This window comes from Cupriavidus sp. FW305-26 (assembly GCF_058787975.1).
Genome location: NZ_JBYTAH010000005.1, coordinates 103,472 through 129,570, shown reverse-complemented (window position 1 = coordinate 129,570; position 26,099 = coordinate 103,472). Strand labels below are relative to the sequence as shown.

The window sequence follows — 26,099 nt, the reverse complement described above, 5'->3', positions numbered from 1 at the left end:
TCTCATCGGGCGTTCAGGGCCGAGCGAATGTCGGCGTGGAGGCGGGAGACGATGCTGTCGAGCACCGTCAAGGCTGGACGGAATTCGGAGATATCCCCGGCCATATGTACGGTGAGCTGCGCTGACGCGAATGTCGAAAGGACTTGCTCGAATCCCGTCACCAGTTTGGCGAGTTCATCACGGGCGCGCGCACGCTTATCCAGGACGGACGAGCGCTCTGCGATTTCGTGCTCAATCTGCTGACGCCGCGACTGGATATCTGCCAGCTCTGCCTTTGCCGCGGAGAGTTCGTCATTCTTCGCGGCCAGGGCGTCTTCCAGGGTGGCGTAGCCTGGCGGAACGACTTCCACTTCAACGGTTTCCGGTCGGGTATTGGCCTTCGAAAACGCCATGCGGTCCTGCAGCTCTCGCTTCTCGCGCTCCAGATCATCGATCTGCATCCGGATGGCGCTGTAGCTCAAGTTTTGCCGGGTCATCTCCTCCCGCACGTGACTCAGGGCTTCCCGATCCGCGTCGCGTTCCGACGCCAATCGGGCGAGCTCAGTGTTGAGGCGCCGAATCTCAAAATCCTTGTCGGCGTTCTCGGAAACCGTGCTTGCAAGCTCCGCCGTCGCGATGTCCAACTTGGTTTGGACGTCAATAACTTCCTCCTCCTGCTTACGAATCCGCTCGACGAACTTTCGGATGTGTTTGCGCTGGTAGGCCGGGTCGTTCTCCTTGAATTCAATGACCGCGTCGATTTCCTCCGAGGAGTAGTCACGCCGGCGCAGAACCATCAGTTCACCGATATTGAGCTTCGACAGAGCGCCGTTGTGCTGGAGAAAGCGATGGTAGAGACTAAGGTATAGCTGTGCCTGGCTACGCGTCACGTCCAGTGCATCCTCAGCGATGGTGAAGAACATCTCCCGCGCGCGTGACCGCGCCGCTCGGGTGTCGCCATACTCCGCAACAACGATTTCGGTCGTTGATTCATGCATGAGCTGAAGATCCGCCCCAAGGTCGTGGAGCAGGCGAGAGATCTTGTCTTTCGTGCGCTGAATGTTCCGGACGCATTGGAGAAGACGGCTGAATGCGTCCTCGTTGACTGGAATACTCCCCAGCGCATTGCGTAAGGCCAGCTCCGCTCGGGAGGCCTCAGGTTGCACAGGGAAATTCACGATGTCTGCCCGCACGGCAGGAAGGTCTTCAGTTTTGATTTTTTTCTGCGGCATGTTTCGCTCACTCGGAAGGAACCTGACAACCAGCGTAACGACCCAGGAACGTGGTCAAGTCTTCATGGAGAGTACGGAACGTGCGAGGCCTTTTGGTCAGCAAAAGCTCTGCATTTAGGGGTGCCTTTCGCCGTACCAGGTGAAAAGCTGGTTGCTTATGCTTCCCTTATCGGTACTGGCTGGTCCGTAATGTAGGGGTTTACCCCTAAGGTGAGGGGTCGATATTAAGAAAACGAAAGACAGAAATAAGGAGAATTTAAATCACGGCCGCGACTCTCAAACTATGAGCATGCTCATGTGTTTTTTCCGGAAAGCCGGCAGGTTTTGGTTAGCTTTCTGCCCACCTTCCTTGATCCGCTGCCGTTAGGATCCTGAGAAACCTGCGTTCAGACGCATCGACCTAGCGCGCGCCCGAATGGCGGCAGCGCTCAATCTCATAGTCCTCCGCCCACGCCAGCGTGCTTACGCCATGCGCAACTGCATGCCGCAAGCGCGTTGAAGCGCAGCTGTCCCTCCAGAGATTCCTTGCTCCCACGGAGCATCGAACAATCGCCTGGCATCCGCCAGGAAATCCCCTTGTCACGTTTCTGGAGAGAAACCATGGAATCCTTTGTCGCGAACCTCATCAAGCGTCCGTTCAAATTCTTCATGCTCTGCATGGTGCTGTACATGGCGTCGCAGTCGTTCATCGTCGGGGCCTTTGTGACCGTCGTTGGGCTGTCATTCCTGTATCACCGGGCCATGGCCTGGAACAAGGCCGTGCCCGCGGCGCCGAAGGTTTCGATGCCGGATACCTCCAAATCGAAGCACGAAGTGCAGCAAGTGGTTGATCCGCTCGAGCAACCGTATGAACGCTCGGCTGTTGTGACGCCGATTCGTCGAACGGGAACGCACGACCATTCCTGATCCGTTGCCGCCTGTCTGAGGCGGCGCTCCACCTGTCGCAGGTACCCGTTACCCGCCGGCAGGTGGGTCTTCGGGTGCCTGTCCGGAGACCATCATGGAAACGACAACAGCTGGATGGCAGCTCGACTTCTTCGGTGAGGCGGCCGCCATCGTAGTGCTCCCTCCCAAGCTCGACCCGTTGCCCGACCCTTCGCTCTGGAGCGAGGCGGTGCGCGAACAGATGGTCGACGCTCTCATCAGCCTCGCCTGCGATAGCCGGCGCGGCGACAACATGCCGGAATCCCTAATCGACTGTGCCGAGATGCTGCGTGCTCGAATGCGCAATCGGCCTCTCGACCTGGAGGAATACTCCATGACGCTCGGCTGGATCTTTGGCTACTGGAATGGCGCGTTGCCATACAGCTACGTCTGCGCGGTATCCGGCGTGGACCCAGAGACCCTGCAAGACGTGATTCTCAATCATGCCCGGCTGCGCCACGACCTCGATGCGGTCCGACGCTTATGCTGTGGCTCCCTTCTATAGACCATGACTTGGCTTAATCTCATCAAGCGGGTGGTCAGTGTCGTGATCGCGGAACCGAGAGGAGAATCCTCTCCCAACAGCATCCCGGTTGGAACGGGCGCCTCAAACGAACGGCAGTTCTATGTTCACGGCATTCCCCATCTGCTTCGAGACGAAGGCGATCGTGTGATCCACTTCGTTGGAGTGTTTCAGCATCGGTTGCAAAGCACGCCGTATGGCGACAAGCTGCTGCCAGAGGTATTCCCTCGTTGGAATCTGGTCAGCGAGCATCCAGGCAAAGCGCTGGAGAAGGTCGCTGCTGACGTCATTCAAGCCGAGCGCGAGATGGCGACCGACTTGCCGACAAGTAGTGACGCGCCAGCAGGGCGTCGCGTTCAGCCCTCTCGCAGCCAGGACGGTGGTCAGGCATCACGCAGCCAACACCAAGACAGCGAGCGCGACGAAGCCAGAAGCACTTCCGCCGAGCGGGGTTCCCCATCCGCCTACACCGTGGGCACGCTCATCGAGTGGGGCGAGCTGGAATTCCCCAACCGCAAGCCCGGCGGGCCGCGTACCTACACGTCATTTGCGGTCAAGCTGGACACGGCTGCCGGCGAGAGGACGCTGCAGGGCGAAGGTCTGAAGGACGCTCTCTCCGATGCCGGGTGCAATATGGGGGACCGTGTTGCGGTCAAACGCCTGCGCAAGGAGAAGGTGCCGGCCTTCGATAAGAAGACTGGCAATCCCATTAAGGACCCAAGGACCGGAGAGCAGAAGCTCTGGGACAGGTGGGTCTGGAACATCAATCTCGTTCATTGAATAGGAAGCACCATGGCATCCGTTAACAAAGTCATCCTCGTTGGCAATCTCGGGGCTGACCCTGAAACGCGTTACATGCCCAGTGGCGACGCGGTGACAAACATCCGTATAGCCACCACCGATCGCTACAAGGACAAGCAGTCCGGCGAGATGAAGGAAGCCACCGAGTGGCATCGCATTTCGTTCTTTGGCAAGCTGGCGGAGATCGCTGGCCAGTATTTGCGCAAGGGATCGTCGGTCTACATTGAAGGCCGCATTCGCACGCGCAAGTGGCAGGACCAGTCCGGCCAGGACAAGTACAGCACCGAGATCGTCGCCGAGCAGATGCAGATGCTTGGCGGCCGCGCCGGTAACAACGATGGCGACAGCGATGCTGGCGCGGAGCGTTCAGCTGCCCAGCAACGTCGTGGGAACGAGCAGCGCTCGGCGCCACCGGCGCAACACCAGCCAGCGCCTCAGCAGCCCGCACGACCGCCCTCGGGTGGCTTTGCAGACTATGACGACGATATCCCCTTCGCGCGCCCGGCTGCGCTGGACGGGATTCCTTTCCGCAACGATGGCGCCCCGATGTTCTGACGCGCTGAATCACGCAACAGCCCCTTGAACTGACTGCTACCGGCCCGACCCTGTAGCAGCAGTCCCTTCTTCTGGCCGTTCTGCCACATTCCCGTTTTCGCGATCCCCAAGGCCATGCTGAAAAGACCTTCTGGCTTCGGCCGGGATGTCTTTTGAGCAAGCGTTCCTTCGCCTGTCTCAGGCATCGACCAAACCGGAGCCATCCCATGAAAGAACAGAGTGATATCGTGAAAAGCTGGACGCCCGCTCAATGGGACGCTCTGGTGAGGCGATACCTGCCTGCGGAAGTCCTGACGGACAACTTCTGGCGTGGTCGCCCTGGTCCGTGCCCCCTCTGTGGTGGCCATGACCGCTTTACCTATGACAACAAGCGCGGCCGCGGCGATTGGGTCTGCCGTAAGTGCAATGCGGGGAATCCGAAGGCCGGAGACGGCCTCGAGCTCGTGCGTTGCTACACCGGCATGACCTACGCGCAACTGTGGCGCGAGTTGAATGGCGAGCGGGCTGCGCCGATCGAACACCCCTGTACGAGGCCAACTCCAGCTCGACGGGGGAAGGCAGAAAATCCCGCCATCAAGATGCGGCGTATTGCGAAGCAGTGGGAAGCTGCTGCCACGCTGGTGCCTGGCGATCACGCCATGCGCTATCTAGCGGCCCGGGTTCCTGGCCTGCGTGCGCCGCGGCCAACGGCCTTGCGCCTGGCCGTGCAGGACTATTGGTATGACGGCCAGCTTGTCGGCCGCTATCCGACCATCGTTGCGCAGTTCACACTGCCAGATGGGCGCATGGCCACTGTGCATCGCACGTCGCTCGACCCAGTACTGCCCGCCAAGGCGACGGTGGTCACTGCGGACGGGGAGATTCTCCCGGCCAAGCGCAATGATGTGTCTGCGTTGCCGTTGGCCGGTGGTGCAGTGCGCCTGATGCAACCACGCGATGGCGAAGTTGGCGTCGCGGAAGGGCTGGAGAACGCCTATGCGGCGTACATGCTCTTTGGTGTGCCGGCATGGAATTGCCTCAACCGGGTATTGCTGAGTCAGTTTGTGGTGCGGCCCGACCTGGGCATCCACACGGTGCATATCTTCGCGGATTTTGACCGGATCGACCCGAGGACCCGAAAGTCGCCCGGCATGGCCGACGCGCTCGCGTTGGAAAAGCGGTTGCGCGCCGAAGGGCTACGCACCGTCATGCATCGACCGAAGGTCCGCGGCACTGACTTCTGCGATCAATGGCGCACCGAGTACCAGTTGCGCCTGATGTCTCAACAGGCTGTTACCGCCTGATCAGTTCGCCACCAGCCGGTGGCGCCTTACCTAACCTCTGCCCTGTGGGTCCTTCCCACAGGGGAGGATTCCCCCCTTGGCAGGCTCTCCGAGGAGAAAAGCAATGCCGCAAAAGGGTTTCACCGCGATCGTCAACAAGCTGCACATCCATGCCATGCGCACCATGGCAACTACCGAAGTCCATGCCGGGCAATCGGAAGCCCAGTTCTTCGATGTGTACCGCCGCGAGCCTTCTGGAAGCTTAACCTTCTTGGACCGGAGGTTCTCGTTCGATTCCGCTCTTGATTACTGTTTGACGCCGACGCTTCACTGAGAAGCCATCCCAATGCAAAAAGCCCAGCAAATTCTTGCTGGGCTTTTTTTTGGTTCTTATATGAACGCGCCTCGTCTTGCTAGGTGAACGCAAGGGTCAGGCTCGACAGAGGGTTGGTTGCAGACTTATATCCGGCCTCATCGCGCAGGCCATGCCTTCATGCCTGCAGGCCCTGATGGAATTCGCCAAGAGCGCTCTCATCTTCGCCACGTGCTTCGCCACGTGCTCGAAGCACCAGAACCAAAGCAGGCTTGCGCTCTTGCGGTCCAACCTGTCACGCCATCATCTATACGCTTACCATCGCAACTTGCTGACGAGGATTCGTCACGTTAAACCAATAGCCACGTGTCAGAGGAGCCGGCGTACGAGCTACGCCGGCCTCACTGACACGTGGTTCTTTTCGAATGCAGTTCCGTGCACCAGCAGCGCCCAAGCAGTGCGAACCATTTTGTTGGCTATGGCCACGGCGGCGACGTTAGTCGGTCGTCTCTGGCGCAGACGGTCGCACCAGATTCCCTTCTCTTTCGATCGGAATAGCACCGTGCGCGCTCCGTGGATCAATAGGGTGCGCAGGTAGACATCGCCGCGCTTGCTAATGCCTCCGAGCCGAACCTTACCCCCTGTGCCGGTTTGGCGAGGTACCAGGCCGAGGAAGGCGGCCAGCTCTCGTCCTGACTTGAAGGCTTTGGCGTCTCCGACAGTTGCAACCAGCGCAGTGGCCGTGAGCATGCCAATGCCCGGGATGGCGGCGACCGTTTGACAGTCCACCTGGCGCTTCTGGCAATCAGTCAATTGCCGTTCTAGGCCGGCAATCTGCTTGTCCAGGTCATCGATGCGACTGAGTTGGTCGCGCATGGGGTCAAACAGACAGCCGGGCACCACTTGTTCGATCTGATCAAAGTGCTGCCGGATCTCCGCCAAGCCAGCTCTGCGCCCGGTCTTGAAATGTGTGCCGTACTCGTACAGTAAGCCACGCAGTTGATTGATCTGCATGGTTCGCATTTTGACCAATAGTGCGCGCATGCGATGCAGAGACAGGACGGCTTGCTGATCCTCGGTCTTGGGCTCCACCGTTCGCATCGCTGGTTGCTGTGCCGCGGTCCAGATCGCATGCGCGTCAGCAGCGTCCGTCTTGTTGGTCTGGACGAACGGGCGAACGAATTTGGCATGCAGTAACTTGACCTCGTGACCCAGCGACGCGATTCGGCGAGCCCACCAGTGAGCGCTGCCGCAGGCCTCCAGCGCCACCTGACCTGGCTTGCGCTGGCCGAGGAACTCGATGAGTGCCTGTTTCCCAAAGCGCCGGCTCCCGATCTCACCGGTCCCGGCTTCAACCCAGTACAGGTGGAATACCCGCTTTGCGATATCAAGGCCGTATGTCGTAGTATTCATTTTGGGTCCCTCCGTTCCTCTAGTGGTGGCGACACCTACCACTCTGGCACATCGATGCCGTTCGGTCCTGGAGGGGTCCCATCAGATTCATGAGGCCTCAGCCTACTCGCTACGGCTCGGGACGGGGCGCGTTCATACCATCTTCACCGATTTCCGGGGAAGGCCGCCCGGATCTTCAGGAAGAAGTAATGGTCATCGCGGAAGCCATAGGCCATCCGTTTGATGACCTTGATCCGGTTATTGATGCCTTCCACCAGATTGGTCCCCAACGGCCAGCGGCTGTGAGCCAGGATGCCGGGTAAGTATGGCTTGAGGCGTTTGGCGAACTGGCACAGAGGTGCGATGCCGCTGGCCATGGCGCGCTCGTACCACTCTTGCCAGAAGCGCCGGGCGTAGCCGGAATGCCGATATGCCCAGAGCGTCTTGAGGTCGTCCTTGAGCACGTAGACGGTCATCAGCGCTTGGTTGGCAGCCAGTATTTCATCCAGCCGGATCTGATCCGCCTCACGGCTGACGTTCTCCCGATTGCGCAGCAGTAGCCAGCGAGAAGACTTCACCACCTTGCGGGCGGCCTTATCGCCGCGCAGCCGATTAGCCTCATCTACCCTGACCCGGTCGATGACTTCCCGGCCATACTTGGCCACCACATGAAACAGGTCATAGACCACCTCCGCTTGTGGACAATGCATCCGCACTTCCAGGTCGTAGGCGGTATTCATGTCCATCACCGCGGCGCGCAGCCGGGCACAGCCTTCAGGGCCCAGCAGCTTGAAGAAGGGCCGAATTTCCTCTCGCGAGCGCCCGCGTCCGACCCAGAGTACCCGCTTGCTCGACGGCTCGATAATGACCGTGGCATAGCGATGACCCTTCTGGATCGCAAACTCGTCCATCGCGATCACCGTGACCCCACTCAGGTCAACCGGCCCCAGTTCCCGCTCCAGATGGCGCAGATCGATGCGCTTGACCGTGGTCCAGGCCAATCGATAGAAGGCCGCGACATGGCGCAACGACATGACTTTGCACAGTTGCGCAACGCTGGCGGCCAGCCTCGTCGTAACCCACGCATAGGGCGCGAGCCAGTCCAGCCGCTCCAGCTTCGGGCCACATCGCCGGCAAGCCAGACGAAGTCTGGGCACGACCAGCTCCACCGGAATCTCAAACATCGGCAGATCCCGCACGCGCCGCTCTACCCGATCGTGGATACTGCTAACGCCCCGGCCACAACCATCGCAGCAGCGCCTGCGGCGCGCCTTAGGTTCCAGCCGGATAATGCAAAACCGCTGCCCATTACGGGTCTCTTCCCAGCTCGCGCAGGCGATAGCCTTCCCAGCAACCGAGCTGGGCCATACAATCGCGCAGGGCCAACCTCCACCTTCCTGATTCTTGTTGTGTCGCAACTCCAAGATACCAGCGGTGGGCGTGTTGGCCCTTTTTGTTTCTAAACGGTCACGCAGATCGGCGAAGAACCTTTTTTTTTGGTGCGCCAGGCATGGCGCGTTGCGCGAAAGCGCAACTGGTTTGGCTGTGGTGGCCAAGCTGGTGACTTGGAGGTGCAAGTCCTCTACACACCCGGCAAGGGGAAGTGTTAGCTGAAGGCAAGGGTGTCGCGGGTGATCGCGAATCTGAAGGAAGCCGAAGGCAAAATGCTGGCCTGACGAACAGGAAGCGGATCAGGCGGCGTAGCGGGGTAAGGCGGCCAAAATCGTCAAAGCCCAGTACTTGCACGGAACGCTACGAATCCAACAGGCATAAGCAGGAAGGTCGCGCGTCTTACCCTGGGAGGCCTGGTGGTCTGCCATGTGCTACTGCCGTCGAGAGGCGGCAGGATGGGCCAGCAGGAGTCAGCCGAAGCCGTAGTAGCTGCCGAGACCCGGGCAGTGAAGGGCCGAACCTGTCATGAGTGGATAGTCGCGCATGCTCTCTGAGCGGACAGGGCAGATGCCCGAGGCAACTCGGGGTCTGCCACCAAAGGCTGGCGGAGCCGGAAGCTCCAAGAGCGGTGGCGGTGTCTATTGGACGACAGGCGACATGATGAACGAAACGAAACTCGCTGGGGCGGTATGCCCAGTAGGCAGGACCGCGGTATACGGAACCGTACGTACGGTGGTGTGGGAGGACGGCGGGGGCGACCCCGCCTCCTACCCGATTCTCCGGAAATTAGCCGCGCTTTCGGTTCCTGACGCCGTTGTAGATGATCAGGACGGCCTCCAGAAGACACCACCCAATCAGGACAGTGAAGACGAAGCGATTAACGCCTTGGGTCGTGGAGAGGTATTCAAACATGGCTCGGTATCCTCGTGATTTCTCTGAACGCTATTAGGTTGCCATATGAAGAGGTGGAGTCAAGCGCCGCCGCACGCCGCAGATTCTCGCTTAGCCGAATCGCGCCATAGCGTCATTGAGCGCACCGAGATCCAGCCCCGCAAGCGGATCAGGACCGGCCGCGGCAGGCTCAGATTCGGGCGCCGGTGCAGCCCGCGGTCGCTCCTGTGCGTGGGCTGGGGTACCCACCGGCCGATCCGCACCAAGAGGGCTTGCCGCAGCCGGCGACGACGGCAGGATCGCGGCTACCGTCGCGAATGGAGCCGCGGTCTCCCGCTCCCTCGCTCCTGAGGGTTCGGGGTGAGCCAGCAGCGCTGGGGGCGGGACCGGTGCGGCAACGGTCGGCGTCGTTGCAGCAGTGGGAGGACGCAGCAGCGTGTCGGGACCGGCGCTGAGCACAAGCTGCAGCCCCCGTTGCGCGAGCAGCTTAAGCATGAACGCCCGCTCCCGGGCTCCCGGGAACTGCCGCAGGTAAGCGAGCAGATCAGGAGCCGAGTCGGCGGACAGCGTCACGGTCATCTGGAGCTTGTCCATGCGGGCGTCCTCAGGCGGCCTTGGCGACTTGCCGTGCGGACCCGATGGTATAGAAACCGCGGACGTTGGCGAAGCAGGGTGCGTCCATGATGTGGATCACGTTGTGCGGGAAGGCCGCACGGATTGTCGGGGCGTAGAGCTGGGCTCCACCTCCGGTCAAGATGATTGCCCGGATATCCTCGGTGCGGCCGACGCGTGCCTGGATTTCCTTGACCGGCTGGTGGGTGACGGCCATGGCCTCCGCCAGGTAGGGCGAAACGTCCAGATCCTGACCGAAGAACACCATGGGCTTGGCTTCGCGGATGGCCTTGTCGATGCGTTCGATGCTGTCGGTGGGATGCCCACGGTCAGCCGAGATGAGGCTCGCCACCTGTTGGTAGATGCGCGCGGCGCCCCCTGGCACCCCGCCGCTTCGGGTGTCGTCCATGGTGTAGCCACGCGCCACCACCCAATCGGTCGTGAAGTAGCCGACATCGATCACTAGGTATGCGTTCTCAGGGTCGTAGTTCTTCCCGTTCTGCTGGATGTACGAAATCAGCGTGCCCAGCGGCTGCGGCAGCGGGAGAACACTGTTGATGTGAACGTCGCCCCAGCCAAAGTTATGGGTGCCGGTGAAACGGTCCTTGAGATAGGCAGCATACTTCTGCGTATTGTGCACCGGCAGGCCCAGGACGAGCCGATCAACTTCCATGGCATTGGCATAGTGCAGCGAGCCGGCGAGTAAGGCAGCGTAGTTGGGTGTCGTCACATAATCCTCGGACAGGGAACGACCGGTATGGACATGAGCGGCGCTCAGCGAAACATCGGGTCCGACCTCGTATCGCGCACCGCCGACCTCCACATTCACCACGTTGCGAGCGCGGAAGATACCGCCGGTATGCGCGGTGAGAGAGGACGTCGCGGCAATGGGTGCCAGGGAGGGGAACATATTGGTTGCGATGTCCGAGCCAAGCGGGAAGGCGGACTTGGTGTTGCCGTAGCCCACATCGATTGCGACGGTAGCGATTTTCATTTGTGCTCCTTGAAGGATTCATAGAGGTGGATGGCTCCAATGTGCTGAATGTCCTTCGTACTCGGCGCAAGTGGGACTTAGTACCCCACAGTCCCAGTCACTCGGCTCTGGTCAGTGCGAGCAACTGGGACTTGGTCGGGCGTTGTCGGTCTTTCTCCCAGAACGTCGGATTCAATGGCACATCGACATAGCCACTCTACCGCCGGAAAATCGAAGTCAAGTCGCCGAAAGCTCGCGATTTTGCAGTGGCAAACATTGCCGTTATGCGCATGCCTGGTATATGCTTCGAGCGCCTACCGCGTCCCCGACGCATCGACCTCGCCGCCAGCTGCGCGGCGAATCTGTAGCCCAAGACCAGTGTATTGATGCTCTTGGGTGACATCTGTCCAAGCCGCAAAATGATGCGGCATTTTTTTCAATCGGCTCAAGTAGATACTGGCCCACACTGAGGACCCCGGACACCGCGATACCAATTGGCTTTGCGGGTGGTTTTGGGAAATTGGTCAAAATGAGGACATGTGCAAACCGGACACCGGACACTCGCACAGCCTCCATCCATTGCACTTGCCCAGCTGCGAACGCGGGGTAGGCGAACGCTGGAACCCGATACACCGCGGTTCAGATGTCGCTACCTGACGGGCAGGACGTAGGTTGATCCAGTCAACCGGACGCTCCAGATCCATACCGAACGGCGCGCGCGGCCGTCACAGAACAGCGCAACAAGAGTTACGCGGGCGGCGTAGGGCGGTGTTTGCACCGAGCTGCGTTCATGCTGGAGAGCGGTTCCTCCAGCAACCGGGTAGCCCGGCGGGCAGGGTTGCGCGTCAGCGCAGCGGCTCAGCCGGGACAGTCATGCACGTTTCTTCCACGTGAGGGCTGACCAGCCAATGGAATCGCTAACGGATGCGGAAGAGCAGGACCATGGCCGATGGCTAAACGGCACAATGGGCGGGACGCGGGCAATGGGTGTTACGGGGAACACCATTGCGTTCGCAGCCTCGGGAAGGATAGAGAAGTGGAGCAGGCAGATGCGGCAAGACGCGGTATTTGACATACGCGGGCTGTTGACCAAGTACGAACTCCCCACGCGCATGAAAGCGGAATTGGACGCGGTGCTGGCTGACAACCTGAAGAGAATCCTCAGCCAAACGCGGGTCACTCTCAAAAGCGCGTCGCTAAAGACACAAGAGCGACGGATGTACACGGTATGTCGGTCATTCGTGGAGCTGCGCGAGCAAGGGTTCATGATCGAAAGCCCGTATTCGCTTCGCCATAAGCATATCCAGGCGTTGGTTGACAGGTGGGTCGCGGAAGGACAGGCTGGCGGTACGATCGAGAACAAGCTCAGCCACCTCAAGGCGTTTTGCCAATGGCTTGGCAAGCACGACCTCATCCGCTCCCTCGGCGAGTACACAGATAGGGAAGCGCACGGGCTTGTGCGGTCCTATGTCACGAAAACGGACAAGTCATGGGAAGGCAACGGTGTTGATCCGAGGCTGTTGATCGCGGATATCGCCAAGACGGATCCACGCGTAGCGGTTCAGCTGAAGATGCAGGCCGCCTTCGGGTTGCGGATCGAGGAAAGCTGGTCGCTCAAGATTGCCACAGCACTAAAGAATCTGGACACGCTCCGGGTGGTCGACGGGACGAAGGGCGGGCGCAAGCGCGAGGTTCCTGTTCGGCTGCAGCTGAAGGTGCTGGAGGAGGCCGCCAGGCTTGTTGATCCGACTAGCGGGTCAACCACGCCTGCGAGCCACTCGATCAAGCGCTGGCGCAGCCACTACAACGCGGTGCTCCGTAAGCACGGCGTCTTCAAGAAGGGGTTGGGGGTGACGAGTCACGGTCTGCGTCACGGATGGGCACATCAGGTGTACGAAGAGATCTCGGGTTCGCCGGCGCCGGTCAAAGGCGGGACGCCTCATGATCTCGAAGCTCACCGCCAGGCGATTCAGGCCGTGGTGCTCGCTGCAGGGCACAGTAGGGCAAACAAGAGCGGCGCCTATCTTTCGTCGGTATCGACGATGGCCGCCCAGGAAAGGCCCACCGTGACACGGGCGGAAGCCGAGGCGGCGTTGCGTCGGCATAACGGAAACAAGAGTAAGGCCGCAGAGGAATTGGGCATCACTCGCCAAAGCCTCTACCGGCGACTCTATGATGCGCAATAGACTATAGGAGCACTGGCATGCATGAGGACAAGCAATACACACAAGCCGAACTGGCCCAGATCGTCTCGGCTGGCCTCTCTCCCGAATTGGTAAACGGATGGCCGCGGATCATGCTACCGGGGGCTCTGGCCATGGTTGCACGGGCTGCCTTGGCCGAGGATCCGGACGACCCGTATGCGCACGAGGATCTTGACAATGCGTTGCGTCTACGAAGCGGGCTCCGCACGCCATGGGGTTGCATCGTAGTCGAATTCTCGGAGGGAGAATCCGACGCGGACGTACTGATCGAGGTCTCGGGGTACCTCGATCACGACCCGTATCTCGAACTTGAACATATGCGCCGGGACGCTGAGGTGGTCGGACTATACCTGTCGGATGTTGCCTGCCCTATTCTGGCGGACTTGGCTAGTCCATGGCTCGCTGACTGCCAACTGGAGTGGCAGGACAATGGCAAGACCAACCAACTATTTGAGATGCTAGGCTTTGTTCAGGTTGCCGATCCCACGGCGCTTACCGATGCGGGCAAGCAACTTGGCATGTGGCTGGATGGGATAGATATTCCGGAGGTGCTTCGGGTGTGTCAGCGGCCGGAGTTGCTCTCGTCTATCGATGAGCGATCGGGTTTCCCCTTGTCCGTTGCCGTCTGCAACTGATCGTGGGAATGGCTACCGCCCATAGAGGTGAGCATGCTCATGCAGAATTTCCAGAAAGCTCATGTTTTTGTATCATCTTTCCGGGATGGACCTTGGCTCCGGCGTGGTCCAATCTCGGAAATGTCTATGACTGGAGAGAGGAATGACGAAAGCTGAACTGATTGACGCCATCGCCGCGGGCGTGGACGGGCTGACCAAGGCGAAGGCCGAGCAGGCGCTGAATGTGACGCTGAACGCCATCATGGGGGCCGTGGCCACGGGCGATACGCTGAGCCTGATCGGCTTCGGCACGTTCAGCCAGGGCGAGCGCGCCGAACGCGTTGCGCGGAACCCGCGCACCGGCGAGGAGATCAAGGTGGAAGCAGCCAAGACGGTGAAGTTCAAGGCTGGGCAACGGTTTCGGGACGCCGTCAATCAGTAGTCGCCGGTACCCGAAAGGGTGTTTGCTTGCGAAAGGCACGTCTTTTAGCGTGCCTTTCGTGTTTTTGGAAAGAACATGTTCCTTCCTGTGGAACTGAAGCCTGGCTAACGTGCGGAGGCGAGGGCCAGCGACAGCACGTCGCGGACGATGTCGGGGAGGAAATCCTGTGCTGGTGTATCCGCGACGGCCTCGCCCGATGCGAGCCATGCGAACGCAACGCGGCGCGCCGGCTTCTCGCCTGGGTGCGGCGTGGGCGGTGGCAAGTCCATCGGGGACATTCGCATCGACTTGGGCAGAGATGGGAAGGGATCCACGCCGGCAAAGTGAGCCAGGTCTGCGATGCTCACGACGCTGTAGGCCGGCATCGCATCATTGCGCACGATGTAGGCCGCGGCACCGCGGCCCGGCACGTAAATAGCCTTCCAGACGAAATCCGATGCGGATTCGCCCCCGCAGCGCGCCCACGTCGCGGATGAATGCCGGACCGGTGACGACATAAGCCGCGCCGACTTTGCGTACCAGCCGTCGCGTCGAAGTCTCGAGGTGGCTCCACGTCCGGCGATTCGAGAATGGGTGTTGCGGGATCACGTTGGCCAGGCTGAAGCTCTCGGCCTGCGACACCTTGTCGCCAAAGTCGCCGCTGGGCGCCAAGTGGCCACGGTCGAACCCAGCCCCACGCCCATAGTCGGCCAGGCTGGCGCGCTCATTCGCGGGAAGCCGCTCCTCCGCGTAGAAGTCGCTGTCGCGCGGCAGCTCCCGCGCGGCATCCACCGCTTCCCGGGTAAGGTATTCGGCGGACCAGAGCGCCGTTCGGGTCTGAGCGGAGTGCATCACGGCATAGGCGCGATAACACAAGAGCCGCGTCTGGCTGGTCTTGGTGACGGCTGGCGGCCGCCCTTGCGCGAGTACGTGTGCACAGGCCGGAGCCGGTGAGTCCTTGGCGCTGGCCGCAGCAGGGGTAAAGCAGAGGAAAATCGAGAGGGCGGAGGCGAGCGGTCGCAGCATGGGAACGTCCTGGCTTAGTAGAGCTTCCAGCTTGCCGCGGCCTGTGCGAAGTCAAGGGTCGGCGTTATCCGGCAAACTGTCTACCGCCCGCGCGACAAACTCTTCAAGAATGGGGAATGGCCATTCATCGTCTGCCTTCGCTTCCTCGGCGATCGCCGCGGCGAGGGCCGGTACGTGATTGAACCGGACCATGGGGGCGCCGTCTATATAGATGACCTTCGAGCGGCGGACGAGTTTGCGGTACCGGCCGGCGTCCTCCAGCACGCTTTCGGGCGGGGATACGTGCTGGAACTGGAACCCAGGCTGCTCCAACGCCGCCGCCATGGCGGCGAATTTCGGCCCCTTCGTTGCCCAGTCGCCAGTGGTCGACGCGAGCAGGTTCAGGAAATAGGGAATGTCGGAGGAGGTCAGCTCACGCCGCGCGAGCATGGAAATCGTCTGCTGGTCTGCCGGCCGGTGTTCCACCCGAGAGTTCCAGAGCGCGCGCAACTGTGCGAATGCGGTGTCCGTGTCGGTGGATTCCAGGCGGACTGGCGGCGTTGAGATACCGCATTCCTCACAGACGACGACGGCCTGCAGCCGGCCGGCGATGAAGAGGGGGGCGCCATCGCAGTGGGCGCAGTTGAGCAGGCCGGTTGGCATGGCAAGGTCCGGGTGGAAAAGCCGGAATTATGCCTTGCGTCGGCCGGCTGCCCGTCACGAGGGATCGTCGGGCTGTTCGAATACCGGCTCGTTGATAGCCAGGTAGCGCGTAGAGGTGCTGAGCAAGCCGCGGCGGGCCGTGCCCTGGAAGCCTTGTAGCATTTCGCTATGATCGCGAAGCGCCCGGCCGATCTGCCAGAATTCGTTGAGCCAATGGCCGTCAGGCCCCATGGGACCGCCGTGGCGGCCGGTTGCGATGGCGCCGCGGATGGCGAGCACTGTTTCCGGGTCGGGATATTGTCTGTCGTCGTGATCGAACTGCTGCATTGCTGATTTGGTAGTGTGCAAATTAGGGGATATCAGGCCTGCTCGGACAGTGCGCGGCGGCACGCTGCCGATACGTCGGCACTGGTAGTCGGGAATCCTTCGTGGAGCTGGCCATCGAGATGCCGGCCGGCGCCAGTCTTGCCGATTTGGTAGACGGTCTCACCGCTACCGAAGTTGCGGACCTAGGCTGTCATACCCCGATGGTTGATGGGCCCCCAACTGCCGAACTGCTTGAAAATGAACGGAATGCCGGCGGCCGCGCACTGCTCGCGGACGCGCCTGGCCCACGCAGGGTTCATCGGTCGTGCGCCGGGCCCGGTTTCCCCGCCGACGATAACCCAGTCGATCGAGCCCGGATCGTAGTCGTTGCCGGACGTGTGCAGCAATTCGTCCGTGAAGGCGGAGAAGAGGTCGACCGGGCTCAGTAGCGGCTCCAGGGATACGAAGCGGACCTTGGCCGGCACACGCAGCAGTTTCGGGATATCCCGGTCCGCTTCCTTCTGGTTGACCCACGGTGGCGCCGAGCCAGATATCCGCCGGCGCATTACCCGCCAGCCACGTGGCCAGCCATCCCACCGTTGGGTTGCTGTCGGAGTCGGTCCGCGAAACCAGATAGTCAATGCCTGGCCAAGCCGCATCGGCACGTTGCCGATTCGCTTTGTCAGGACAAGCTTGTCGACATTGGGTGTCTGCGCCAGACGTCGAGCATGTCGACGAGCCATTCGATCGGCACCTCATTGTCGAACACGTCTGCCAGGCTCGCGCAAAAGACCCGCTGCCGACGGCCATGGACAGCCGCAAAGGCCGCGTGATTGGCATTCCAGCGAATCGGGTTGCGCCAGTTCGCTATCGACGTGCGCCGGCGCGGCGCGCCAGGGCCCCAGTTGATGGCGGTGCCGCCGCTGAACCGCGCGTTACGCGCCTCGGCGTAGCAGTGGTCACAGCCGGGGCCAACCTTCTGGCAACCTTCCCACGGATTCCAGCTATGGTCTGCCCACTCAATACGGGTATTCTGACTCATGCTGCTCGAACATGTCGATGGTACGCGTGTCCCGTTCGGGCTGGACGTCCGCGGCGAGCAGCAGCCGACCGATGGAGGCCGATCCGTTGCCACCGTAAGGGCTATCGGTCTCGGTCCAGCCATCCTCGAGGTCGGCGGGCGTCCGCACGCGACCGACCATCTCGTAGCGCGGCTCCGCGCAGTCGCCCTCGATGTCCCGGCGCTCGCGTCTAGCGGCCGCAAGCGCGGCCTCGCCGTCATCGGCTTGAATGACCGCGCGGTAGACAAGTTCTATGTTGTAAAGCGGCATCGATGGATCTCCTTACCTGGCAGGCCTTCGTGGATGGTGAAGGCGCTGTTGATCTGCTTGAACTAGATTGGACCTAGCGTAGCGCGCGCGAACGTAAGTCAAGCAAAGAGGCGAGCATGTGGACTTGCACGAAGTGCCGGCTCTCAGTGATGTTTAACGCGGCAGACCCACAGCTGGACGAACGCGGCTTCTTCTTCACCTGCCTTGGGTGTGGCCATAGAAATGCGCTCGCCCGGGTTGGACCAAGGCATAGGAGCGACGATGATCCCCTGTATCTCGCTCAAGTCGTGGATGCCTGAGGCTCACCTTCTCCATCCGGCCTCTCATTGCCCGGCGCCACCCGGCTTGCCCTGAAGCATCGGACTGGGAACTCGAAGAGCGTCGCGCAGGCGCACTGGTCGCCGCAACGAGCCGAAACGGTTGTCTCTTCCGCAAGGCCGTGACGGATGGCTGCTGCCCGAAGGTGGTCAGCATCGAGGCAATCCTTGGTGAGCGCGGCCAGCACTTCCTGGGCAAAGCCGCTAAGGCGCGCAATCTCCTCGCCGATGGGGCCGTGGATGTAGAGGTAAAGGCCGTTCTGCATCTTGCGCACGGCCATCGTTTCGGCGGCCATGCGCGCCAGCAATGCTTCCGCGCTCTGCCAGCCGATGCGCAAATGACGCTGGATCAGCGCGACCGACGCGGCGCGGTGCTGGTGGACGAGTTCCACTGCCCTGTGGAACAGTTCTTCGTCCATCGTTGCAAGGTCAGGCTGCATGGTTCGCCTCCAAAGCCTTCCCAGCAGGGGGCGATAGCCGAACTGAGGCAAGCGGTTGCGCGGTAGCGTCCCATTCAACGAATGGCACGTTGGCGGCGTGGTAGTGTTGGCGCTTTGCCGCCATTCTGGCGTCGTACTCCGAGTTGCCAGCCATCCCAAGGACCTATTACAGCCTCCGGCGACGTGTCGGTCAGCACGAAATCGGGATGTACCGGCGCGTTGCCGATGTGCCGCAGCGGTTTGCGGAAGGCGCGCCGCTGTGCCACCAGGTGGTCCGCCATGGCCACCTCGTGGCCCGAGTCGCAAGGTAGAAATTGCGCGTTAGTCAGCATCGCGGCCGCGTCGACGATGGTGAGGTAGTTCGACCTGGATCGTTCGACCAGCAGGATCGCCACACAACGCTGATCTTGCTGGCCTACCCCGGCGAGCGCCGTGGTATGGGAAAGGAGCAGTCGCTGGTAGAGCGCCGCACCCATGAAGAATCGTTGGAGGCTTTGCCGCAGCACGATCTTGCCTCCAAACTGAGTTGGCTTGTGGGAATCGATCTCGCCGACGAGCAGGCCACGCGGACTGGTCTCGCCCGACGGCGTGAGTCGCCCGATCCATGCGTCGAGCTCAGCCAAAATCTCAGACTTGCGCGCCGAATCCCAGCGTTCCATGACATGGAGGATCTTGCCGGCGGACTGGCCGTTGATCCGGCAATCCGCAAGCTCGGCGGTCAGCTGCGACCAACAGGCGCTCCAGCCCCGGCCGCCGGCGCCCGGCCACTGGTTCAGACCGGCAAGCTCCCAGGCATACTCAAGGAAGGCGAGCAGGCCGGCAGTGCAGCGCTGCGGCTTCTTCGCCTCGCCGTCCGGACTGGATTTGACCGGCTTCGCCGGCGTGCGGCTGCTGACCGAGAGCGTCGCGTCGAGCTTGATGTCAAGCCTGCCGTCACCGACGCGAAAGGCATCCAGATCCGATCCTGCGCCGCCCTTGCTGGCGTTACGTCGCTGGAGCGGGCAGCCGTCCCCGTGCAGCTGCGCCTGGTCCGGCCAGCGGGCGAGCAGGAAGATGTCGCGGTGGCGCCGGATCACGAGCTTTGGGCGTGGCCGGGCTGTGACACAGCCGCATTCGGCAAATCCCTGGGTGGTCTTGGCGCGTTCCAGTTGGCGGGAATGCCGCCCGGGGTTTTCGAGCACGTCTTCCAGCGGCAATTCGTTGCCGCCGATGCGCACGGTGATCATGGGGTTTCTCCTAGACTCCGGCATCCCGGAACATGGTGTAGAGATCGCGGCGGATCTCGCTGATGTCGAGCACTTGTTTGGCACGCGTCATCGCGACGTAGAGCAGACGCATTTCCTCTGGCAGCATGCTCAGATCGCCCTCGTCGTTGGTCTTGAACTTGAAATCTCCGGCGAGATGTACTCGATCCCATTCGAGGTCCTTGGCCCGGTGCACGGTGCTGACGATGTAGTCGGCCTCGGCTTCCGGAGAGACGCGCTGTCAGGATCAGTCGTAGGTAGTCCACGCCCTCGTTGTCGATCAGCTTCACCAGAGGCTGGAGGTCGCGCCCGGCAAACGAGTCAGCGCATTCCTGCACTTCCTCCCACGTCTCGAAGAGTGCGAGGGTGGCGGGATAGCCGATGCGCTGGCCACGCATGAGCTGCTCTGCGCCGTCGGCAAAGGCCTTCAACTCGTCGACGTTGGCGTGCACCGCGACCTTGTCGCCCCGGGCAATGCCGTTGGCGAGATGGGTCAGGACTGTTGCGTTCTTGCAGCACAGGATGGCGTCGAACCGGTCGTGTCCGGGCGTCGAGTCGTGCAGGATGCGGGATTCGATATGGTCTTGGCCTCGCACCGGGACTTCTTCGTCCATCAAGGCAAGCACTCGGCTCGCCAGCTGTGCAATGGCCGGGCCGAATCGGAACGACTCGGTCAGTGCCCGCTCAGGTGCCCGGATGTGTCCGTCGCATTGACCGCCCCGCGCCACTCCCAGATCTGTTGGTACGGATCGCCAACGTAGATCACCTGCGACTGCTGGGCGCGCAGCACCGACAGCATCAGGCCATCGGCGTCCTGGGCCTCATCGAACAGGATAAAATCCGCGCCGATTGTCGGCCGGCTTCTTTCCCAGACCTTGACATATACGTCGTGCGTAATGGATGAAGGGGCGGCGGGATCGCAATACTCCTTCCATAGCCGGCGGACGTACGGAAGCAGGGATTCCCGCAGGTGCTCGGCCTCCTCTTCTTTGATGATGGGTTCGACCGGGATGTGCCAGGCGGCCGGTCCGGCTTGGGCGACCGGCAGAAGCGCGCGGCGCCATCCATGACCATCCGCGCGACCTTGCTGGCGCTGAGTTCCAGGTCCTTGCCAATCGTGGCCGGCATGCGCAGCGGACCCAGCCCGTAGTGCAGAGCGAGCTGGTGGGGCGGCTCGACCGGGTTCTTCAGCTTGCGTGTAATTTCCGGCCGGGTTGCGCCGTAAGCGATGGAGTGGACCGTGCGGCAACGGGTATTCGAGGGAAACTTGCGCGCCGCATCGGTGGCGATGGCCTTGTTGAAGGCGAGATAGAGGCCGCGCGCGCGGCCGCGGGCGTCGGCGGCCAGTCGGAGGGTGGACGTCTTGCCGGCGCCGGCGTATGCCTTGACCTTGAGCGCGCCTCCGCCCTTCACGGCATCAACGACGGCGTCCTGTTCGTCGGTCGGCGTCATCAAATTGCTTCCAGTGCGGTCTTTCGGGTCACCGAATCCCCACGCGCGGCGGCGGATCTCGGCGGTGGCGGCCTCGGCCTGAGCCACCCGGCGTGCCCGGTCACCGCTCAGCTCGTCGACGATGTAGGCGAAATTGGTTGCGCTTGTCGGCCCGGGCCAGGTCAGCCACTTCGCGCGGATCTGCACCTTGACGGCTTCGGGCAACAAAAAGGATCGGGTACGAGCCTTTCTCCACACGCGAGACTCGAACGCACGCTGGCTAGCTTCGAACCTGTCCGCTTGACGTTGCCGGCGATCGATCTCCTCGCCGGCCGTGCGCTGCTCGCTGGCCACGTGGTCCGAGAAAAGCGGGTAACGGTCGCGTTCGCGCTGCTGCTTGCGCGCGAACGCGGCTTGCCGGCGAGCGTTGAAGTCGATCGGGGTATAGCGTTCGAAGCGGGTGAAGCGCATGGCAACGAGGTATCGAATGGTCTATGACCCAAGATACCGGCGCCATCGCGAAGTCAAGGCCGCCGGCCGGCGAGATTCGCCAAACACCATTCTCAACGCGCCCATGGCGGGAGTCGCGCCCGAAAGCTATAGAATTTCGGCCATCATTTCGGGAAATCCCATGTCATCAACCCAGACCCCCGGCGTTCGCGAGGTTTCACTCGGCACGCGCCCCAGGAGCGAGCGCGAGTTTATCCTGCCCGGCGACCCGCAATACGCGGAGATCGCGATGCTTGATGCCTTCACGTTCAAGCGCTATCTCGACCGGACGTTTTGGTACCCGAGGCGGGAAGTGCTGCGCTTCGAGGTTCGGGCGATGCCGTCGCCGACCGGCAGCATTTACGACGTCGTGGCGCTGGTCGCTGCCGGGGAGGGCGAGGCGTGGTTTTCTGAGGCCGCGGTGCCGGCGCGATGGGACTATGTCGCCATCAGCGAAACCAGTCACGGCCTGTCGAAGATGCAGGCCGCAAAGCTGAAGTCGGAAGGCAAGCTGCCCGCCGACTATGTGCCGTTTGGGGACGATGGGCCGGTGCTGGATCATTCCCACCTGGAGAACCCGGAAGAGGTGGATCTGCGCCGGTGGGATGTGGTCAATCGCGTGCGGGAGGCAAGCCGACAGCGACGGACGGCAGGTTGCGCCGCCGCTGGGGCCTTGTCCCCCGGCGGCAATTCGCAGTAAGGTCCGGCCGATTCTCCGCGCTTTCAGCGCATCGACCCTGCCGGCGTACCGGCCATCTTGTTTTTCCACCCATTGGGGCTTTTCCCAATGGGGAAGGCTCCATTTCCGGAGCCTTTCCATGCGTATCTCTTCCCGTATCAGCGCGCTGGCTGTCCTTGCGACCGTCATCAATCTGTTCGCGGCGCTGTACTTCGTTGTGACCACCGGTGACGATCGCCTTGCAGCAATGCAATTGCACATCGTTGCTGAAATCGAGTTCCTGGTTCTGATCAGCTGGCTTCTCGCGAAATTGCTGAATCTCGACCGGATACCTGAGACAGCCGGCTGACCTTCCTGGCCAGCGGCCAACCTACTACCCACCGGGGAATCGTTCCCCGGTGGGACGTTTCCCCGCCTTGCCAGGAAACGTATGATGTCCAATCCCTTCTCCAGCCATCGGCGACAGAGTAGAGACGTGTTGAAACATGGCTCGGACGAGTATAAACTTGTTTCTACATTTCGTCAGGTGGTTTCCATGTCCAAGTCCGCAACGCTCACGATCCAGAAATGGGGCAACAGCCTCGCAGTGCGCATTCCAACGAATGTGGCGCGGGCTGCGCATTTCACGGAGGGTCTTGCCGTTGAAGTGGTTGTGGATGACGTTGGCGTCACTGTAAAGCCCGTCGGCCAGCGCAGCCTGACCCTTGCGGAAAAGCTGGCAATGTTCGATCCCGCGAAGCATGGCGGGGAGGCAATGCCTACATCGCCGGTCGGCGCGGAGGCGATGTAATGGCGCGGAAGCTCTGGATACCAGAGCGCCGTGACATCATCTGGATAGACTGCAATCCGCAGGCAGGGAGGGAGATGAAAGACATGCATCCGTTGCTTGTCCTCTCTCCTCAGGCGTTCAACGAACGAACCGGCATTGTCATCGGACTACCAATGACCACTGCGGCCTACAACGAAACGAATCCATTTGCGATCGGTTTCGAGGGGCCTAAGGGCAAAGTGAGCTATGTGCTGGCCCACCAGCCAAAGTCCTTCGACTGGCGTGCGCGAGGTGCGAAGGCACACCCGTGGAAGCAAGCTCCCTCCGAGGTCTTCGCTGCTGCATGTGAGCAGCTGAACCAGATCATCGCCGTCGCCCACTAAGGCACCGTCCCGATCGCATCGATCGGGCCTCTATCACCCATCGGGGAACGCCCCGGTGGGGGCGTTCCCTTTTACAAGGTAACGCCGTGTTCAAACTCAACACCATCATCATTGAAGTCGGGCCTGTTCCCGCCGAGGAATCGTGCGCCCAGCTCGGCCAAGCCGACTATGAAGTGCGATCGCGCCAGGAGCGCGCTGTCTTCATCCGGCAACTGAGGCGCATCTTTGGCAATCCGGACCCGGTCGCACTCACGTTTGAGCGCCGTGGATACGCGCACGACTTCGGCCGCTATCATGAAGTGGTGGCCATCATGACTGCCGCGGGCGCCGGACTCTTTGACGAGGCCAGGATCCCGGCGCGCTGGGATGCGGTAGCGCTGGCGGAACTCACGTGGCTGCGCCTGCAAGCGCAGTGGCGCGACGAGGTCGCTGCCGGCACCGTCGACATGGCTGACGTACCGCCTGTGTTTCGCAGCAGCACGATTCCGGATTTCCCCGATCATCCTGCCTCGGCTTGGTGGGCGATGGGCTTCTCGCCTTTACCTGCTGGTCCGGCGATCTCCCTGCATTGATCTGGAGGCCGCATGTACAACGAGATTATTGAGCGCTTCGTCAGCTCTGCAGGCGGCGTGCGCTGCCTATCGCTCGGCTGCGAGCTTCGAGCGCGAAAGCCTGGAAGGCGTCCCCGGACACAGCCACGCTGCGGAGATTCGTTCGGAGTATAGAACGGCCAGGGAGCTTGAGCGGTTTTGCTCGTCGCTCGCCGCCAATGTGGTCAACCGCGCTCGCCGCGAGTTCGCACCTGCAGGAACTCGTCTGGACATCGACGACACCAAGGAGCACGAACGCGCGGGGCTGGATATTCGGGAGGCGCTGAGGACCGGCAATATCCCCGACATTGACCGACTGTGGTCATCGCTTCAGCGGCACTATGGCGGTGATAGCGGCAGGGATCTGGCATACCAGCAGGCTGCCCAGCGCATTATCCGAGGCTTCTGGCTCAACCGTCGCAGTGTGGTTCAACGAACCGCGTCTGCCGTGGTTCTGCGCTTGCGCGTGACATCGGAGGGTTGCTTTGGCCGATCAACACGGAAGGTGAGCTACTACAGCTACCAGAATGCTGCGGAATGCCTGGAGGGCCTCGCCGCCTTTGCAGGTAAAGCCGGCCAGCCCGCGTTGGCCAGCGGCCTGCTGCGCATTAACGTCCATAACATCGAATACAGCTACCGTGACAAGCAACACCATCCCGGGCTCGATATCGTTTTCTTCAAAGACGCTTGGGAGTTCAAATTCTCGCACCAGGTTGCTGATGATCTGATGCTGTTCGTCGGCGAGTATGGTGCTGCGTTTATGCAAGAGACGGACTGAGCAGACGGTTCATCCCGATCGACTCTATGCCCCGTCACCGACGGGGAGGATACCCCTATGACAAGTTGGTACGAGCCCTTGCGGGCCGTCGTAAGCCTCGGCTCGCAAGCCGAAAAGATTGCATGTGGGCGAGTTGCATGCGGCCCGCCAGCGCCATCTTTCGCAGTTCTTTACACCGGATGCGATCGCGCGCCTGAAGTGGGATGTGGTAGCAGCCTGGCGGTCGAACCGAAAGGTGTCCGTCCTGGACAATTCCGTCGGTTCCGGCCGTCTGCTGCAGTTTGCAGACCCGGCAAGGTACAGCCTGTTTGGTGTGGACGTGCACGAACCAACGATTGCGGCAGTCCAACAGGCAATCGAGACCGCAGGCTTCGATGGCAGCTTCCGGCACGCGGGGATGGAGGAGATCCACCCACGCAGGTTCGATATTGCGCTGATCAATCCGCCGTTCTCGACTCACCTCGAATCGCCTCACCTACAGCCCTACGACTGCACGACATGGGGCCGGTTTGGGCCCAGCACCAGCGCGTTGAGCCATGAGTACGCGCTGGCCCAGGCGCTCGAGGCTTCACAGGTCGTGGTCGCCTTGCTGCCGACCACGTTTGTCGACAAGTTTGCCAATGGGCGGATCGCACATGGCGAACCATATAGCGATGCCGCGCGCCGCGTGGTTGGAATCTTCGACCTACCCGCGAACGCGTTTCGGGAGGAAGGGGCCGAAGTGCACACCTCCATCGCCGTTTTCGCTCGCTATCGCTTGCGAGGAGCAATTCTGCGCCAGCCGGTGCAGGATCTTTCGACGCCACTGCCGAAGCTCGAGCTGGAGTGGGACGAGCGGCGATACGGCGAACCGAAGCTGGCCCACCAGCTGCTGGACGACCACGGTCCGGCGATCAGGCGGCCTGTAACCTCGCAGAAACGGGTACGCATCCCATGACGGGCGTCGAATCATACTCGGTTTCGAGTGCGGATTCACCGAGGCGATGGTGGTCAACCATGTGTTGGACCGCCGAGTCGTGTCGCTGGAAGGTCAGCGGCTGCGGCTTTCGCTATGCGGGCACCGGCCGGCTGGATCTGGAGGCCTACCTTGTGCAGGAGGATCCGATCGCTGCGCTTGGGCAGCTCGTCAGGCTGGTGAAGCGCGCCAGCGGCGAGCCGCAGTTCGCTCGGGGCTTTCTGGAGCATGCGCCGGCGGCTGTGCCGCAGTGCACCCAGTCGCGCGCGGCCGGGCCTTCGGTCGTACCGGCTCGACCGAGTCAATATGAGGCGAAAGGCGTATGAAATTGGCGAGCTTTTGGGCGACAGCGAAAGCTGTTCGCCCCATATGAGGGTTTCCGCATTCCCCGCTACGGAAAACGCTCTCGGACTTGCTCCCCGCCCTCCTTTCCAGAGGGCATTTTGTTGAAACAACTAGACTAGGAGCCAATCCGTCGACTACGGTCACCAGGTCGGGCGAGCGCCGGGCTATTTGATCCGGAGGGCTGACTTCGGATATCCTCTTACCACTTTCCGCGTCCCAGACGCATCGACCCCGCACCGCAAGGTGCCAGCTTCTGCAGTACGGTGGCCTCCCGCTTAGCCGGGCC

The 26,099-nt window shown here is 61.6% G+C and carries 28 protein-coding genes and 3 pseudogenes; 17 read left to right on the top strand and 14 right to left on the bottom strand.

Translation table 11 applies throughout. The annotated features are described in order from the left end of the window. Positions 1-2 precede the first annotated feature (2 nt). The gene (locus tag AC3WQZ_RS05555) at positions 3-1,211 is read right to left on the bottom strand and encodes a hypothetical protein (RefSeq protein ID WP_454749575.1); all 1,209 of its coding nucleotides are present in this window, start codon (positions 1,209-1,211) and stop codon (positions 3-5) included. 600 nt (positions 1,212-1,811) lie between these two features. Here AC3WQZ_RS05555 and AC3WQZ_RS05550 point away from each other — a divergent pair. From AC3WQZ_RS05550 to AC3WQZ_RS05525, 6 genes are all read left to right on the top strand, one after another. Then, entirely contained in the window at positions 1,812-2,117 is a 306-nt protein-coding gene (locus AC3WQZ_RS05550) for a hypothetical protein (protein ID WP_454749574.1), read from the top strand. A 94-nt stretch (positions 2,118-2,211) separates the two neighbouring features. Next, positions 2,212-2,640 carry a hypothetical protein gene (locus AC3WQZ_RS05545; protein WP_454749573.1) on the top strand — a complete coding sequence of 143 codons (429 nt, stop codon included), beginning with the start codon at positions 2,212-2,214 and terminating at the stop codon, positions 2,638-2,640. A 3-nt stretch (positions 2,641-2,643) separates the two neighbouring features. Further along, positions 2,644-3,438, top strand: a complete 795-nt coding sequence (locus AC3WQZ_RS05540; RefSeq protein ID WP_454749572.1) for a hypothetical protein — start codon at positions 2,644-2,646, stop codon at positions 3,436-3,438. 12 nt (positions 3,439-3,450) lie between these two features. Further along, positions 3,451-4,014 (top strand): single-stranded DNA-binding protein, encoded by a 564-nt coding sequence (locus AC3WQZ_RS05535; RefSeq protein WP_454749571.1) that lies wholly within the window; start codon positions 3,451-3,453, stop codon positions 4,012-4,014. A 206-nt stretch (positions 4,015-4,220) separates the two neighbouring features. Then, positions 4,221-5,297: a primase-helicase zinc-binding domain-containing protein gene (locus AC3WQZ_RS05530; RefSeq protein WP_454749570.1), complete on the top strand. Its 1,077-nt coding sequence runs from the start codon at positions 4,221-4,223 to the stop codon at positions 5,295-5,297. Between the two features lie 103 nt (positions 5,298-5,400). Next, on the top strand, positions 5,401-5,610 hold the full coding sequence (locus AC3WQZ_RS05525; RefSeq protein WP_454749569.1) for a hypothetical protein: 210 nt from the start codon (positions 5,401-5,403) through the stop codon (positions 5,608-5,610). 369 nt (positions 5,611-5,979) lie between these two features. On the opposite strand, the gene AC3WQZ_RS05520 is transcribed toward AC3WQZ_RS05525, so the two are convergent. From AC3WQZ_RS05520 to AC3WQZ_RS05505, 4 genes and pseudogenes are all read right to left on the bottom strand, one after another. Then, positions 5,980-7,002 (bottom strand): IS110 family RNA-guided transposase, encoded by a 1,023-nt coding sequence (locus tag AC3WQZ_RS05520; RefSeq protein ID WP_454749568.1) that lies wholly within the window; start codon positions 7,000-7,002, stop codon positions 5,980-5,982. Positions 7,003-7,145: 143 nt separating this feature from the next. Next, positions 7,146-8,349, bottom strand: a pseudogene (locus AC3WQZ_RS05515) (ISL3 family transposase). 1,026 nt (positions 8,350-9,375) lie between these two features. After that, complete coding sequence (locus AC3WQZ_RS05510; protein ID WP_454749166.1) at positions 9,376-9,858, bottom strand: hypothetical protein; 483 nt, start codon at positions 9,856-9,858, stop codon at positions 9,376-9,378. A 10-nt stretch (positions 9,859-9,868) separates the two neighbouring features. Then, positions 9,869-10,870: a PRTRC system protein D gene (locus AC3WQZ_RS05505; protein ID WP_454749165.1), complete on the bottom strand. Its 1,002-nt coding sequence runs from the start codon at positions 10,868-10,870 to the stop codon at positions 9,869-9,871. An 887-nt stretch (positions 10,871-11,757) separates the two neighbouring features. Here AC3WQZ_RS05505 and AC3WQZ_RS05500 point away from each other — a divergent pair. The 3 genes from AC3WQZ_RS05500 (at position 11,758) to AC3WQZ_RS05490 (ending at position 14,109) form a co-directional block, all read left to right on the top strand. Next, a complete protein-coding gene (locus AC3WQZ_RS05500; RefSeq protein WP_454749164.1) occupies positions 11,758-13,035 on the top strand; it encodes an integrase domain-containing protein in 1,278 nt (425 codons plus the stop codon). Positions 13,036-13,052: 17 nt separating this feature from the next. Beyond that, positions 13,053-13,688: a hypothetical protein gene (locus AC3WQZ_RS05495; RefSeq protein WP_454749163.1), complete on the top strand. Its 636-nt coding sequence runs from the start codon at positions 13,053-13,055 to the stop codon at positions 13,686-13,688. Between the two features lie 142 nt (positions 13,689-13,830). Then, on the top strand, positions 13,831-14,109 hold the full coding sequence (locus AC3WQZ_RS05490) for an HU family DNA-binding protein (RefSeq protein ID WP_454749162.1): 279 nt from the start codon (positions 13,831-13,833) through the stop codon (positions 14,107-14,109). A gap of 104 nt (positions 14,110-14,213) precedes the next feature. Here the strand turns inward: AC3WQZ_RS05490 and AC3WQZ_RS05485 are convergent, their stop codons facing one another. The 9 genes and pseudogenes from AC3WQZ_RS05485 to AC3WQZ_RS05445 form a co-directional block, all read right to left on the bottom strand. After that, positions 14,214-14,474, bottom strand: coding sequence for a hypothetical protein (locus AC3WQZ_RS05485; RefSeq protein ID WP_454749161.1), 261 nt, complete (start codon positions 14,472-14,474; stop codon positions 14,214-14,216). Between the two features lie 4 nt (positions 14,475-14,478). Then, entirely contained in the window at positions 14,479-15,114 is a 636-nt protein-coding gene (locus AC3WQZ_RS05480) for a DNA/RNA non-specific endonuclease (protein WP_454749160.1), read from the bottom strand. Positions 15,115-15,165: 51 nt separating this feature from the next. Beyond that, a complete protein-coding gene (locus tag AC3WQZ_RS05475; RefSeq protein WP_454749159.1) occupies positions 15,166-15,756 on the bottom strand; it encodes a hypothetical protein in 591 nt (196 codons plus the stop codon). A gap of 54 nt (positions 15,757-15,810) precedes the next feature. Next, positions 15,811-16,083, bottom strand: coding sequence for a hypothetical protein (locus AC3WQZ_RS05470; RefSeq protein WP_454749158.1), 273 nt, complete (start codon positions 16,081-16,083; stop codon positions 15,811-15,813). Between the two features lie 182 nt (positions 16,084-16,265). After that, a pseudogene (locus tag AC3WQZ_RS05465) lies at positions 16,266-17,104 on the bottom strand (DUF5131 family protein). Then, positions 17,082-17,393 carry a hypothetical protein gene (locus AC3WQZ_RS05460; protein ID WP_454749157.1) on the bottom strand — a complete coding sequence of 104 codons (312 nt, stop codon included), beginning with the start codon at positions 17,391-17,393 and terminating at the stop codon, positions 17,082-17,084. Before AC3WQZ_RS05460 ends, AC3WQZ_RS05465 begins: the two are co-directional and overlap by 23 nt. 280 nt (positions 17,394-17,673) lie before the next feature. After that, on the bottom strand, positions 17,674-18,150 hold the full coding sequence (locus AC3WQZ_RS05455) for a DNA translocase FtsK (RefSeq protein ID WP_454749156.1): 477 nt from the start codon (positions 18,148-18,150) through the stop codon (positions 17,674-17,676). 74 nt (positions 18,151-18,224) lie between these two features. Beyond that, on the bottom strand, positions 18,225-19,376 hold the full coding sequence (locus AC3WQZ_RS05450; RefSeq protein ID WP_454749155.1) for a DUF1173 family protein: 1,152 nt from the start codon (positions 19,374-19,376) through the stop codon (positions 18,225-18,227). A 10-nt stretch (positions 19,377-19,386) separates the two neighbouring features. Further along, a pseudogene (locus AC3WQZ_RS05445) lies at positions 19,387-20,846 on the bottom strand (3'-5' exonuclease). 466 nt (positions 20,847-21,312) lie between these two features. On the opposite strand from AC3WQZ_RS05445, the gene AC3WQZ_RS05440 reads away from it, so the two are divergent. From AC3WQZ_RS05440 to AC3WQZ_RS05405, 8 genes are all read left to right on the top strand, one after another. Beyond that, positions 21,313-22,014 carry a hypothetical protein gene (locus AC3WQZ_RS05440; protein ID WP_454749154.1) on the top strand — a complete coding sequence of 234 codons (702 nt, stop codon included), beginning with the start codon at positions 21,313-21,315 and terminating at the stop codon, positions 22,012-22,014. Between the two features lie 118 nt (positions 22,015-22,132). Beyond that, on the top strand, positions 22,133-22,342 hold the full coding sequence (locus AC3WQZ_RS05435) for a hypothetical protein (RefSeq protein WP_454749153.1): 210 nt from the start codon (positions 22,133-22,135) through the stop codon (positions 22,340-22,342). Positions 22,343-22,423: 81 nt separating this feature from the next. Continuing rightward, a complete protein-coding gene (locus AC3WQZ_RS05430) occupies positions 22,424-22,783 on the top strand; it encodes an AbrB/MazE/SpoVT family DNA-binding domain-containing protein (RefSeq protein WP_454749152.1) in 360 nt (119 codons plus the stop codon). Further along, complete coding sequence (locus AC3WQZ_RS05425) at positions 22,783-23,145, top strand: type II toxin-antitoxin system PemK/MazF family toxin (protein ID WP_454749151.1); 363 nt, start codon at positions 22,783-22,785, stop codon at positions 23,143-23,145. Before AC3WQZ_RS05430 ends, AC3WQZ_RS05425 begins: the two co-directional genes overlap by 1 nt. A gap of 86 nt (positions 23,146-23,231) precedes the next feature. Then, the gene (locus AC3WQZ_RS05420; RefSeq protein WP_454749150.1) at positions 23,232-23,717 is read left to right on the top strand and encodes a hypothetical protein; all 486 of its coding nucleotides are present in this window, start codon (positions 23,232-23,234) and stop codon (positions 23,715-23,717) included. A 28-nt stretch (positions 23,718-23,745) separates the two neighbouring features. Then, positions 23,746-24,513, top strand: a complete 768-nt coding sequence (locus AC3WQZ_RS05415) for a hypothetical protein (RefSeq protein ID WP_454749149.1) — start codon at positions 23,746-23,748, stop codon at positions 24,511-24,513. Between the two features lie 124 nt (positions 24,514-24,637). Further along, entirely contained in the window at positions 24,638-25,450 is an 813-nt protein-coding gene (locus AC3WQZ_RS05410; RefSeq protein ID WP_454749148.1) for a DNA methyltransferase family protein, read from the top strand. Between the two features lie 59 nt (positions 25,451-25,509). Continuing rightward, positions 25,510-25,794, top strand: a complete 285-nt coding sequence (locus AC3WQZ_RS05405) for a hypothetical protein (RefSeq protein WP_454749147.1) — start codon at positions 25,510-25,512, stop codon at positions 25,792-25,794. Positions 25,795-26,099: the final 305 nt, after the last annotated feature.